The following is a 13373-nucleotide window of genomic DNA, read 5'->3' as shown; positions in this document are numbered from 1 at the left end:
GTTATTCTCCTGAAACGCCGCCACCCGCGGCCTGGAACAGCGCGACCGTGTCGGACAAACGTGCCGCGCGCGCCTGCACCGCCTGCCCGCGTGCTTGGGCGTCGGTGGCGGTGGCGTTGAGCAATGCGGGCGTGCCGACGTCGCCGAGCTCGAGCTGACGGCGGACGAAGGCGAGCGCACGGCCGGACGCGTCGGTCGCCTGCGTAGCGGAATCGAGTGCGTCGGCATCGGTACGCAGGCCGGTCAGCGCGTCCGACACGTCGCCGAACGCCTGGAGCACAGCCGCGCGATACTGTGCCTTGGCTCCTTCGAGTACGGCTTCCGCGGCGTGCTGCTGATGGCGGAGTGCGCCTGCATGGAAGATCGGCTGCGTGATCCCGCCGATCAGCGTCCAGAACGGGTTGCCGTTCTTGAACATGTCGCCGAACCGTTCCGACGTCCCGCCCGCCGATCCGCTGAGCGAGATCGCCGGCAGACGCGCGGCGATAGCAGTGCCGACATCCGCCCCTGCCCCTTCGAGCTGAGCGCGTGCCGCCAGCACGTCGGGCCGACGCGCGACGAGATCGGAGGGTACGACCAGCGGCAGGTCGCGCGGCAAGGTCAGCGAGGCGAGCGTGGGCAGCGGCGGCAGGTCCGATCCCGCCGAGCGTCCGATCAACGTGCCGATCACCACGCGCTGATGCGCTTCGGCGCGGACGAGCGGGGGCAGCGCACCCTCGGCAGTCGCCAGTGCGGCCTGTTGCGTCGAGACGTCGGCAGCACCGACCGCGCCGAGCTGCTGGCGCTTGACCAGCGTCTGCAGGATGTCGCGATTGACCGAGATCGCGGTCTGCGCTGCGATGATCTGATCGGCGAGCGAGGCGCGCTGGATCACCGCCTCGACCAGATTGGCGATCACCGTCGTCTTCGCCGCCGCGAGCCGCTGCCGCTGCGTCTCGGTCGCGGCGCGCGCGGAGCGGATCTTCGAGCGGGTGCCGCCGAACAGGTCGGGCGCATAGCTCACCGTCACCTGCGCGGTATGCAGCGTGTAGAGCTGCTGGTTCTGGTCAGCGACCGCGGGCGACAGCGCGTTCGAGATCCGCGTGCGCTCCGCCTGATAGTTCACGTCGGCCTGCGGCAACGCCGAGCCCGCCGTGGCGGAACCCTGCTCGCGGTACTGGCGCAGCGTCGCTTCGGCCACGGCGATATCGGTCGCATGCGACTGCGCCTCGCTCACCAGCGTGTCGAGCTGCGCGCTGCCGAAGGTCCGCCACCACTCGGCCGGCACCACCGCGAGCGTAGTAGCCTGCGCCGCGCCGCTTGACGGTGCGAAGGTCTGTGTGGCGGGAGTCGGCGGCAGGCTGGCATGCGCGTCGAGATTGCGCGGGCCCATCGTGCAGGCGCTCGTGACGCCCGCGAGCAGGAGAGTGGCGAGACGCTTCATGCTTGAACCTCGGTATTGGGATGGTGCCCGACATCGCGCCCATGTGCGCCGCGATCCTCGGGCGGCACGCGCTTCGAGAAGCGCGCGATCAGCACCGGCAGCACTAGCAGGATCAGGATAGGCGCGAGCGTCATGCCCCCGACCACGACCAGCGCGAGCGGCTTCTGCACCTGGCTGCCGATCCCGCTCGACAGCGCGGCGGGGAGCAGGCCGATCGCCGCCACCAGGCACGTCATCACCACCGGGCGAAGGCTGTGGCGGACCGTGGTCGCCAGCGCATTCTCGCGCGCGAACCCTTCGTCGACGGCGTGATTATAGGTCGTGACCACCAGGATCCCGTCCATCACCGCGATCCCGAACAGCGCGACGAAACCAATCGCCGACGAGATGCTGAACGCGGTCCCGGTCAGCGCGAGCGCGAGCACGCCGCCGATGATCGCCATCGGGATCGCCGAGAACGCCAGCAGGCTGTCGCGGATCGAGCCGAAGTTCGCATAGAGCAGCAGCAGGATCACCAGCAGGCTGATCGGCACCACCACTTCCAATCGCGCGACCGCGTTGTTGAGGTTGTCGAGTTCGCCCGCCCATTCGAGGTGATAGCCCGACGGCAGGTGCACGGTCTGGCCGATCCGCGCATGCGCCTCGTCGACCGCGCCGCCGAGATCGCGGCCGCGGACCGAGAACTTGATCGGGATGTAGCGTTCCTGATGCTCGCGGTAGATGAACGACGCACCGGTCGTCAGCTTGACGTCGGCGACCTCGGACAGCGGCACCTGGATCGTGCCCGCGCCATCGGGCGACGGCGCGCCGATCGTGATCCGGCGAATCGCGTCGATCGTGTCGCGCTGTTCGGGTTTTAGTCGGACGACGATCGGGAAGTGGCGATCGGTGCCCTTCTCGTACAGGTCGACATTGGATTGCCCGCCGATCGCCGCGGCAACCGTCGCGTTGATGTCGTCGGGGGTCAGGCCGTAGCGCGAGGCACGCGCGCGATCGACGTCGATCCGCACGGTCGGTTGGCCAAGCGACTGGAACACGCCAAGGTCCTCGATCCCGCGGACCTTGCCCATCTGCGCCTTGATCTGGTTGGCATATTTCTCGAGCGTGGTTAGGTCGGGCCCGAACAGCTTGATCGAGTTCGCGCCCTTCACGCCCGACGCCGCCTCCTCGACGTTATCCTCGATGATCTGCGAGAAGGAGAAGTCGACGCCGGGATATTTGGCCGACAGCCGCTTCGACAGTTCCTCGGTCAGCGTCTCCTTGGTGACGCCGCTCGGCCAAGTGTCGAACGGCTTCAGCGGCACGAAATATTCGGCGTTGAAGAAGCCTGTCGAATCCGTCCCGTCGTCCGGGCGACCGTGTGCCGACAACACCGCCTGCACCTCGGGATATTGCATCAGGATGCGGCGGACGCCGTTGACCACCGGCTGCCCCGCCTCGAGGCTGACCGACGCGGGCAGCGTCGCACGGATATACATGTTGCCCTCTTCGAGATGCGGCAGGAACTCGATCCCGAGCGACCGCACGCCGACCAGAGCGACCGCCATCAGCAGCAGCGCGCCACCGATCGCGACGACCCGGTTGCCTAGCGCGAACGCCGCCGCCGGCTCGTAGACGCGGCGCAGTTTGCCGACGATCCACGTCTCGACCTCAGACAATTTGTCGGGCAGCAGCATCGTCGCCAGCACCGGCGCGACCGTGAAGGTCGCGATCAGGCCGCCGGTGATCGCATAGGCATAGGTCTTCGCCATCGGTCCGAAGATATGGCCTTCCACGCCGGTCAGCGTGAACAGCGGCAGGAAGCTCGCGATGATGATCGCGGCGGCGAAGAAGATGCCGCGGCTGACCTCGGAACTGGCGCCCAGCACCGCCGAGAAGCGGTTGGCGAGTGTGTAATGCCCCTTGCCGTTTTCGACATGCGCGGACCGCTCGACCATGTGGCGGAAGATGTTCTCGACCATGATCACGCAGGCATCGACAACGAGCCCGAAATCGAGCGCGCCGACCGAGAGCAGGTTCGCGCTCTCGCCCTGCAAGACGAGGATCAGGATCGCGAAGGCGAGCGCGAACGGGATCGTCGCCGAGACGATGATCGCGCTGCGCAGATTGCCGAGGAAGATCCACTGGAGCGCGAAGATCAGCAGGATGCCGACCACCATGTTTTCCAGCACGGTGTGGATCGTCAGGTGGATCAGGTCGGAGCGATCGTAGATCCGGTCGAGATGGACGCCCGGCGGCAGGATCCCCGACGCGTTGATGTCGGACACTTCCTTCTGCACGGCGAGGATCGTCGGCATCGACTGCGCGCCGCGCTGCATCAGGACGATGCCCTGGACGATGTCGTCCTGGTCGTTGTAGCCGGCGATGCCGAGCCGTGGCGCATTGCCGATGCGGACGTGCGCGACGTCCTTGAGCAGCACCGGCTGGCCGCCGCCGGTGCCGACGAGCACGTTCTCGATGCCGCCGACCGACTGGATCAGGCCGATGCCGCGGACGATCGCCGCCTGCGCACCGAAATTGATCGTCTGGCCGCCGACATTGCCGTCGCTCTTGGCGAGCGCCGCCAGCACCTGCGACACGGTCACGTTGTGCGCGGCGAGCCGGTCATTGTCGATCACCACGTCGTAGGTGCGCAGCTTGCCGCCCCAGCCGGTGACGTCGATAACGCCCGGAATGCGCTTGAACCGGCGCTGGAGGACCCAGTCCTGCAACGTCTTGAGATCCATCACCGAATAGCCCTTCGGTGCGGTGATCTTGTAGCGGAAAATCTCGCCGACCGGGCTGGTCGGGGACAAGGTCGGCTGTGCGCCACCCTGGAGCGGCGGGAGCTGCGACAGGCGGTTGATGACCTGTTGCTTGGCCTGATCGTTGGTCAGGTCGTAGCTGAACTGGATCTTGATGTCCGACAGCCCGAACAGCGAGATCGCGCGGATCGCGGTCAGATGCGGGATGCCCGCCATGCCGACCTCGATCGGGATGGTGACGTTGCGCTCCATCTCCTCGGCCGACAGGCCCTGGGTCTGGGTGATGATCTCGACCATCGGCGGGACCGGGTCAGGATACGCCTCGATGTTGAGATTGTAGAAGCCGACGCCCCCCGCCACCAGCATGGCGACAAAGATGCCGACGATCAGGAGCCGCTGACGCAGCGCGAATTCGACGATCCGGTTCATTCGCCGAGACCGGCTTCGTTGACGAACAGCGCACCCGCGGTGACGATCCGCTCGCCGGACTTGAGCCCCGCGGTGATCGTGACCTTGCCATCCTGCTCCTCGCCCGCGGTCACTTTCCGCGCGACCAGCAGGCCGTCGGGCCGGACCACCCACACGCGCGCATCGTCGCCTTCATGAATCACGGCCGCCGCAGGTACCAGCAACGCGTCGCCGCTGTGCGGGCGTTGGATCGAGAAGCTCGCGAACATCTGCGGTTTCAGCGCCCCGTCCGGGTTGGCGATGGTCGCGCGCACCGGCAGGCGGTGGCTCTGCGGATCGAGCGCGGCGCCGACCAGGTCGATCGTCGCGTGGAAGCTGCGCCCCGGCAGCGCGGGCGTCGTCACCGTGACGCTGTCGCCGAGATGCACAGCGCTCGCATCGCCCTCGGCGAGTTGTGCGATCAGCCAGACGCGCGACGGATCGGTGATCGTCATCACCGGCTTGTCGCCGCCCTGCGACAGATACTGCCCCGCCGATACGTCGCGTGACGCGATCAGACCGGAGATCGGCGCATGCAGCGTGGTCACGTCATGGATACCCGAGACTTCGCCGACATTCTCCAGGCGTGAGATCTCGCCCTGCGATTTGCCGAGGATCGCCAACTTGTCGCGGGCGGCACCGAGCGACGCAGCGGCCGTGCGTGCGGTCGCCTGCGCGGCGGCGAGATCGGTCTTGGCCTGCTGATAGTCCTTCAGCGCGCCGCCGGCCGTCTCGTAGATCAGCCGCTGGCGTTCGGCAGTCCGCGCGGCGGTCGCAAGCTGCGCCTGCGCGTTCTGCGCCGCCGCCCTTGCCGCGAAAAGGCCACTGCGCGCATCGACGAAATCGCTCGTCTTCACCAGCATCAGCGGCTGGCCTTGCGTCACGCGCTGCCCAGCATCGGCGAGCACACGCACCACCTGCCCCGAATAGGGCATCAGCACCGGCGTGCTGCGATCGCCATCGACCGTGATCGCGCCGCTCGCCAACGTCCGCGCATCGGATGCACCATAGCCGACAGGCATCGTCGTCAGCCCGGCCATCTGATCCTTGGTCGGCCGGAACGTCCCTGCCGGCGTGACCGTTGCAGGCGCAGGCTCGTGATGCGTGAACTTGCCGATCAGCACGACGATCAGCACCAGCCCGACAATCACGCCAGCGGCGATCCCGAGCCAGCGCATCTGCGCAGAACGGGAAAGCATGGCGGCAGGGGGGAGCGTTTCGGGTGTCGTCGATGCGTGCATAATCAGCCCCTTGGGGATTAGACTGGAGCCGCTAGCGCCGCTGGCTTACAGCGCGCTTACGGATGCTGCGCTGCCGCAATATTGGCGGCGATATGAGGTCGAATTCGATGCGGGTGCTGTTGATCGAAGACGACCGCGATCTGCCGCAGGCGCTGACCGCGGCGCTGGCGCCACGTGGTTTCGCGGTGGATCTCGCGCACAATGGCGACGAGGCGGAGGCGTATCTGAAGGACGGCGACTACGCGGCGGTCCTGCTCGATCTCGGGCTGCCGGACGAAGATGGGCTCGCGCTGCTCCACCGGATGCGCGCACGCGGCGACACGCGCCCCGTCCTCATTCTCACGGCGCGTGGTACGATCGACGCCCGTATCCGCGGCCTGAACGAAGGCGCTGACGATTATCTCGTGAAGCCGTTCGACGTCGACGAACTCCATGCACGCCTGCTCGCGGTCCTCCGTCGCCAAGGGGGGTATCTCGGCAAGTCGCTGACGTGCGGACGGCTGGTGTTCGACATCGAAATCCGTGTCGCGCATGTCGAGGGCACGACGATCGCGTTGTCGGTCCGCGAGACCGAACTGCTCGAACTTCTGCTCCGCCGCGCCGGCAACGTCGTGCCGAAGCGGATCGCCGAGGATCACCTGTTCGGGCTCGGCGGCGAGCTCGGCTCGAATGCCGTCGAGGTCTATGTCCACCGCCTGCGCAAGAAGCTCGAGGAGGCCGAGAGCGGTGCACGGATCGAGACGGTACGCGGCGTCGGCTACATCATCGTGGTCAAGCCGTGAGGCTACAGCTGCCCCGGTCGCTATTGGGCCAGTTCGTTGCGCTCCATATCGCCACCGCGCTGATCGCCACGATCGCGCTATCGCTCGGCGTCGCGGCTCTGCTCCACAGTACCGCCGATCACTACCAGCGCCGCTTGCTCCGCCAACAGGCCGCGATCGTCGCCAGCGCCCTGCCTCTGGTCACGCTGCCCAGCGATGTCCTGACCGACGGAATGGCGGTCGCGATCGTCGACCGCAGCCGCGCCGTCCTGATCGCGAAAGGCCCGGCTCGCCCCCGGATCGTCGCCGCCGTACCGATGGACCACGGCGCACATTTCTTCCGCCGTGGCGTGATCGAGGCGTACAGCGTACCAATCGCCGGCGGTCGCTGGATCGTCGCGTCGCAGGACAGCGCTGCGCCCGAAGTCATCACCGACGACATCGTCAGCGCCTTCCTCAAGCGGTTCGCGCTGCTCATCCTGCCGATCGCCGCGCTAGTACCGTTGATCGGTGCGCTGCTGACCCGACGCCTCACCCGGCGGATGCAGGCGGTGTCGGCGACCGCCGCCGCGATCGGCCCGCGCACGCTCGACACTCGGTTGCCGCGCGGCATACTGCCGTCCGAGGTCGAGCCGCTGGCTGCCGCCACGAACGAAGCCCTCGACCGGCTCGAGGACGGGTTCCGGACGCAGGCTGCATTCGCCGCCGACATCGCGCACGAACTGCGCACGCCGCTCGCCGTGATCCGCCTTCGCGCCGACGCGGTCGACGACGCGGCCGTGAAGGACGCGCTGCTCGCGTCGGTGGACCGCGCCGCCCGCGTCGTCGCGCAAATGCTCGCGCTCGCCGACCTCGAACGGCCGGTCGAAGATGCCGGCGAACCACTCGACCTTGCCGCCTTGACGGAAGCGGTCGTCGCTGGTCGTGCACCCGGCATCCTTGCAGCCGGCCGAACGATCGCGCTGGAAGACCTGTCAGCCGATACCGGTAGCATCGGCTATCCCGGCGCCATACTCCTCGCGCTCGAGAATCTCGTCGACAACGCCGTGCGCCATACCGCCCCCGGCACCGCGATCGTCGTGCGCGTCGGCCCGGGTGCACGTATCGGTGTGATCGACGACGGCGTTGGCGTGGCACCCGAGCATCTCGCCCGGCTCAAGCACCGTTTCTGGCGCGGTGACGGATCACGGTCGGAAGGCTCGGGAATCGGCCTGTCGATCGTCGACCGCGTGGCACGTGCGCATCTTGGCCTGCTCGACGTCGCGCCCGGACCCGGCGACAAGGGACTGTGCTTCGAGATGACGTTCGGATCGACACAACGGCGAGACAGATAGCAAACCGCATGGCGGTTCGACTATCGCCACCGGACATAGCAACACAGTGGAATACGGGCTCGTTGATCAAGGCCAGAACGTAGCGGTGCCGATAAGGACGATAGGGGATCAGATCGTTGGTCAGCCACGCAACGTCGCTTGTCACGCGTGAGCCGATTAATATTCGACGGTATGTTGAGCTTTGCTTCGAAGCTTTATCCGAATCGTCACTATCCGTCATAATGCCGCTGCGTGGCGACCGACGGGTTCCGAGATCGCATACCGACCCGGAAAACGGTTGGCATCAGCGGTACAGTTGCCGCTGCCGACGTCTGGACGAAGCCGGCTTACACCATCTCAGCGTTCGACAGCGGACCGGCTCGTTCGCCGGTCGGCGGCTGTCACGCTCCTGTTCGACGCGTGTCTACACCACCGCGGTGGCGTGAATGGGGAGCAGCGCAGCGCCGATCGTCGCCGCGCTGCCTTCCAGAGTCGAGACCGATACGCGCGGCATTTCGCTGCAATGATCGCCGATGTGCATCGCGCCGAAATCGATATGATCGACCAGCGATTGCAGGATGGGAGCCGGAAGCGGGCTGGAGATCACGAACTCGCCAGGGTCGATCCACGCGACGCCCCAGTTTATGATCGGTTCGATCTGCTTCGCCGCGCGCCGCACCCATCGATCAACGACCGTTTCATATCCCGCAGTGACTTCGTCGAAGTCCACCAACGAGCGTATCGCGCACCCCTCGTCGCGTAAGGTGGAGAGCAAATCCAGCGTCGAAGGACGGGGTTCGTTCGTCGGATAGAGGCAGCCGATTTCACCCGCGCTCGCCATCGCCCCGCGCAGGATACGGCCTTCGACGATGATCCCCGCGCCGATCCCGTGACCGAGCAGGATCACCACCGCGGTCGAACACCGGCGCATCAGCCCGCCGACGTAATATTCCGCGAGCGCAGCGGTGTTGGCGTCGTTCTCGATCCAGATCTGATGCCCGATATGCTCCTCGAACAGCGTCTTCAGATCGATCCCGCGCCATGCGGCCAGGCTGTCGACCGTCCAGCGCCGATTCCCCTCGGGAGATAGCGACGACCCGGGGACGCCGATCCCGACCCCCAGCAATCGCCGCCCGAGCAACCGGTTCTCGATCGCCATGTCGTGCATCGACGCCGTTACGCGCGCGGCGAAGATGCGCGGATCGGGATCGTCGAATGGCTGGGAGCTGTGCGCGATCACGCCGCCGGCATAATCGACTAGCGCCACCTCCATCAGTCCGCGGTGGAGCATCGCGCCGACCGAATAGCCCGCGTCGGGCGAGATGCGGAGCGGCACCGCCGGCCGGCCCGGCGTCATCGGCTCCGAACTCGGACATTCCTCGATCAGTCCATGTGCCAGCAGGTTGCTCGACAGTCGTGTCAGCTTCGACGCACTCATCGCGAGATCGGCGGCGAGCTGTTTGCGCGACCGTGCGCCGACCGACCGGAGGACCTGCATGATCCGCCGCTCGTCATCATCGAGCCTCAGCTTCGCGTAGGACATGACCGTACTCCGTTACCGCGTCCGATAACTCGATTAGTTTATTTCGTGAAATTAATTAAAATCGTCATATTCCGCGTCCAGCGGCGTGGCATCGAACAGGGCTGGGGACGAACAGATGACCAAATTTGGCTTGCGCACGGGTTGTGCCTTTATCGCGCTGAGCATTGCGGCGCAGTCGCCGGCCTGGGCCCAGACCGCCCCCGCCACGCCGCCTGCCGATGCAGCCCCGGAAGCAACCGGTCCCGACGCCGCAGCACCTGACGCCGGCGGCGGTGACATCATCGTCACCGGGTCCGCTCGCCAGCAGCGCCGCTTCGACGTCTCCTATGCGGTCAATTCGCTCAGCAACGCCGACATCCAGAAGCTCGCCCCGATCAACTTCGCCGACCTGCTCGGCAAGCTGCCCGGGTTCGCGGTCGAGAATACCGGCGGCGAGGTCCAGAACATCATCCGCCTGCGCGGCCTGCCGAGCGACGGCGGTCTGGTCACCTTCCAGCAGGACGGCCTGCCGCTGTTCCACGAGAATGACGGCAATTTCTTCCGCGGCGACAGCATCAACCGGTTCGACCTGATGACGCAGCGGGTCGAGGTCGTGCGCGGCGGCCCTGCCCCGGTCTATGCGAGCTACGCAGCCGCGATCGTCAACAACATCACCGTGTCGGGCACCGATACGACGCGCGGCAAGGCGCAGGTCACGCTCGGCGACACCGGCCTCTACCGGCTCGACGGGTATCAGGCAGGCCCGATCGACGACTCGACCTATTACGCGATCGGCGGGTTCCTCCGCCGCCACGACGGCTACCGCGACAACGGCTTCCCGAACGATCGCGGTGGCCAGGTCCGCGCCAATATCAAGCACGACTTCAGCAACGGCTCGCTGCGCGTGTCGGGTAATTATCTGAACGACCACAACGTATTCTACCTGCCGATCCCGACCGCCGACCCGCGCGATCCGAGCAAGTCTCTCAACCAGTATATCGACTTCTTCAGCGGCACGATGAACTCGCCGGCGCTGCGCAACGCGAACATCCGCTTCCGCGAGGCCGACGGCACGACGCGCAACGTCGACGCCGATCTCGGCAATGGTCGCCACACCCAGTTCGGCAACGTCGGCGTGCAATACGACGCCGATTTCGACGGTTGGAAAGTCGCGGCGAAGGGCGGCGTCAGCGTCGGCAAGCTCCATTTCAACGCGCTGTATTCGACCACCAACCCGTTGGACGCCAATACCTACGCCAACGCGACGAGCAACGGGATCGGCACTCCGACCAACCTGGATAACGCTCGCAAGGCGTTCGGCGCCGGCGTGACCCGCCTCGGCTATGCCATCGCCGGCACTAATGGCGCCGAGGTCTATGACCCCAACACCGCTTCCGGGCTGGTTGTCCCCGCGCAGTTCCGCGACGTCGTCTCGAAATATTATTCGACGCAGGGCGACCTGAGCGTCACGCGATCGATCGCGACCGGGTTCGGCACGCACGACCTGCGCGTCGGCGTGTATGGCAGCCTGTACGGCGAGACCAACGAGGTCGCGTACCAGGACTATCTGCTCGAGGTGAAGGGCAAGCCGCGCACGCTTGATCTGATCGCCTACAACGCCGCAGGCCAGGCGGTCGGCTCGGTCACCGACAACGGCGTGCTGCGCTATACGACCACGCTCAACCGCGGCAACACCGACGCCTCGATGTACGCGCTCTATGCCAACGACACGTGGGAACTGGTCAAGGGCCTGACCCTCGACGGCGGCATCCGCCATGAACGCTACAGCTTCGAGGGCTATGCGTTCGCAACGACCTCTGCCAATCTCGGCGACCCGAATACGCTCGCCGACAACGCGGTCCGCGCGTTCACCGGCCAGATCATCAACTCGAAGCTCAGCCCCAGCATCACCAACTGGACCGGCGGCATCAACTACGACGTCACCAAGCACTTCGGCGCCTATGCGCGCGCCTCGCATCTCGAAACGCCGCCGTCGACGCAGGTGACGTACCAGATCAACCCGACGATCATCACGTCGAAGGCGAACCAGTATGAGGTCGGCCTGAAGGCGGCGTTCGGCCGGTCCTATCTGTACCTGATCGGCTTCTATACGCGCTACAATCCGCTCAACGCGTCGTTCGTCGCGCTCGACCCGGTCACCGGCCGCAACGACCAGTCGGTGCCGTTCGTCGGCAAGGCGGAGATCAAGGGCATCGAGATCGACGGCAAGCTCGCGCTGCCATACGGCTTCGCCGTGACCGGCGCACTGACGATCAGCGATCCGCAGTATAAGAGCCTCGTCAACGCCAACGGCGCGAGCGCGGGCGACGTCGAGGGCAACCAGATCGTCCGCGAGCCCAAGGTCTATGGCAACATCCGCCCGTCAGTCGACTTCGACGTCGCGGGCAATTCGGTGCAGCTGTACGGCCGCTACGAATATACCGGCAAACGCTATGTCGACTTCTTCAACAACACCGCCCTGCCCTCCTACCAGACGGTCGGCGCGGGGATCACACTGACGCACGACACGTGGCAGATGCAGGTCGTCGGCGACAATCTGTTCAACGCGAAGGGCCTGACCGAGGGCAATACGCGTACCGACCTGTTGAGCGGCCAGGGCACCGCGGGCGCAATCTACGGCCGTCCCAACTTCGGTCGCAACGTCCGCCTCGTGGTCAGCAAGTCCTGGTGACGGGACTGCGTATGATGATGGCGGCGCTGACGATGACCGCGGCTGCACCAATGTGGGCGGAGACGCCTGCACCGATGGCGGTCAGCGACACGGTCGTCGATACGTTGTCGGAGCGGTTGTTTCCGATGCTCGGCGCGTTGGGGCGTTCACCGGCGCGGGCGTTCGATGCGCGGGCGCGACGGATTGCCGCGTGTGGCGATGTGCCTGCCTGCGTAATCGAGGCGACGATCTGGACCGATCAGGACCGGGCGATAGTGGCAAAGTTGGCGACAACTGGCGCTCTGCGATCGGTGAAGTCGAATGCGGACCTGCCGCTAGCGGTGGCGCTCGACCAGGAACTGGATGGGGTGAACGTCGTGCTGCGCGTCTATGGCCTTGGCTTGGCCGGACGCTATCCCAAGATCGACGGACCGATCTTCGCGACCGGCACGCCGTTCTTTGCCGACAGCGTCAAGGTCGCGATCGATACTGCGCGTGCCGCGTCCGATGCGCCGCCCGCGACCATCGCGGCGAGCGTGCGGCTCGCCGTGGCGTTGCTCGATGCCAACGACGCGGTGGCAGCGACGCGGTTCGAACCGCTCGACCAGCGGGAGAATGCGGGGGCGCTTGCGCTGGCGGCGCGGACCGACTGGAAGGCGTTCCGCTATTCGCTGCTGATCGTCCCCGGCGTCGGCCCCGAGGACACTGGCACTGCGCTCAGCCCACGCAGCAAGCTCCACGCGCTGCTCGCGGCACAACGCTATCGCCAGGGCCTCGCGCCGTTCATCCTCGTTTCGGGCAGTGCGGTGCACCCGCGCGGTACCCGGTTCGTCGAGGCGGTCGAGATCCGTCGTGCACTGGTCGAGCGCTACGGCATCCCGTCCGACCGCGTCATTCCCGAACCCTATGCCCGGCACACGACCACCAATTTGCGCAACGCGACGCGGCGGATAGTGGCGCTGGGCATCCCGCTCGACCGCCCAACGCTGATCGTGACCGACGCCGAGCAGAGCAAATATATCGAGAGCCAGACCTTCTCGGATCGCAACCGCACCGAGCTGGGGTATTTGCCGGGCGCGGTTGGGCGGCGACTGTCGGCGTACGATCTCGAATTCCGGCCGTCGCGGCTATCGCTGCGACAGGATCCGCGCGATCCTCTCGATCCATGAGCGATTATTTTAGGCACCCGACCCCAGTAAACATCCCTGCCTCCACCCCGGCGAAGGCCGGGGCCCAGTTGGGAAACGTCGC

Annotated in this window: 8 protein-coding genes; 4 read left to right on the top strand and 4 right to left on the bottom strand. The window is 66.3% G+C overall.

Annotated elements, in window-relative coordinates:
* Position 1: 1 nt before the first annotated feature.
* From C8J25_RS05300 to C8J25_RS05290, 3 genes are read right to left on the bottom strand one after another with little or no spacing between them, the layout of a single operon-like run.
* Entirely contained in the window at positions 2–1423 is a 1422-nt protein-coding gene (locus C8J25_RS05300; protein ID WP_107952905.1) for an efflux transporter outer membrane subunit, read from the bottom strand.
* Positions 1420–4596 carry an efflux RND transporter permease subunit gene (locus C8J25_RS05295; RefSeq protein WP_107952903.1) on the bottom strand — a complete coding sequence of 1059 codons (3177 nt, stop codon included), beginning with the start codon at positions 4594–4596 and terminating at the stop codon, positions 1420–1422. The genes C8J25_RS05300 and C8J25_RS05295 overlap by 4 nt, the downstream gene beginning before the upstream one ends.
* Positions 4593–5855, bottom strand: coding sequence for an efflux RND transporter periplasmic adaptor subunit (locus tag C8J25_RS05290; protein WP_107952901.1), 1263 nt, complete (start codon positions 5853–5855; stop codon positions 4593–4595). The genes C8J25_RS05295 and C8J25_RS05290 overlap by 4 nt, the downstream gene beginning before the upstream one ends.
* A 107-nt stretch (positions 5856–5962) precedes the next feature.
* On the opposite strand from C8J25_RS05290, the gene C8J25_RS05285 reads away from it, so the two are divergent.
* Positions 5963–6637 (top strand): response regulator, encoded by a 675-nt coding sequence (locus C8J25_RS05285; protein WP_107953366.1) that lies wholly within the window; start codon positions 5963–5965, stop codon positions 6635–6637.
* Positions 6634–7950 carry a sensor histidine kinase gene (locus tag C8J25_RS05280; RefSeq protein ID WP_107952899.1) on the top strand — a complete coding sequence of 439 codons (1317 nt, stop codon included), beginning with the start codon at positions 6634–6636 and terminating at the stop codon, positions 7948–7950. The genes C8J25_RS05285 and C8J25_RS05280 overlap by 4 nt, the downstream gene beginning before the upstream one ends.
* A gap of 403 nt (positions 7951–8353) precedes the next feature.
* On the opposite strand, the gene C8J25_RS05275 is transcribed toward C8J25_RS05280, so the two are convergent.
* Positions 8354–9472, bottom strand: coding sequence for an ROK family transcriptional regulator (locus C8J25_RS05275; protein WP_107952897.1), 1119 nt, complete (start codon positions 9470–9472; stop codon positions 8354–8356).
* 115 nt (positions 9473–9587) lie between these two features.
* Between C8J25_RS05275 and C8J25_RS05270 the strand changes: the two genes are divergently transcribed.
* Both C8J25_RS05270 and C8J25_RS05265 read left to right on the top strand, forming a co-directional pair.
* Positions 9588–12143, top strand: coding sequence for a TonB-dependent receptor (locus C8J25_RS05270; RefSeq protein WP_107952895.1), 2556 nt, complete (start codon positions 9588–9590; stop codon positions 12141–12143).
* Complete coding sequence (locus C8J25_RS05265) at positions 12140–13291, top strand: YdcF family protein (protein ID WP_244186796.1); 1152 nt, start codon at positions 12140–12142, stop codon at positions 13289–13291. The genes C8J25_RS05270 and C8J25_RS05265 overlap by 4 nt, the downstream gene beginning before the upstream one ends.
* Positions 13292–13373: the final 82 nt, after the last annotated feature.

Source organism: Sphingomonas faeni (assembly GCF_003053745.1).
In the GTDB taxonomy this organism is placed as follows: Bacteria; Pseudomonadota; Alphaproteobacteria; order Sphingomonadales; family Sphingomonadaceae; genus Sphingomonas; species Sphingomonas faeni.
This window is presented reverse-complemented; position numbering and strand designations above follow the sequence as displayed.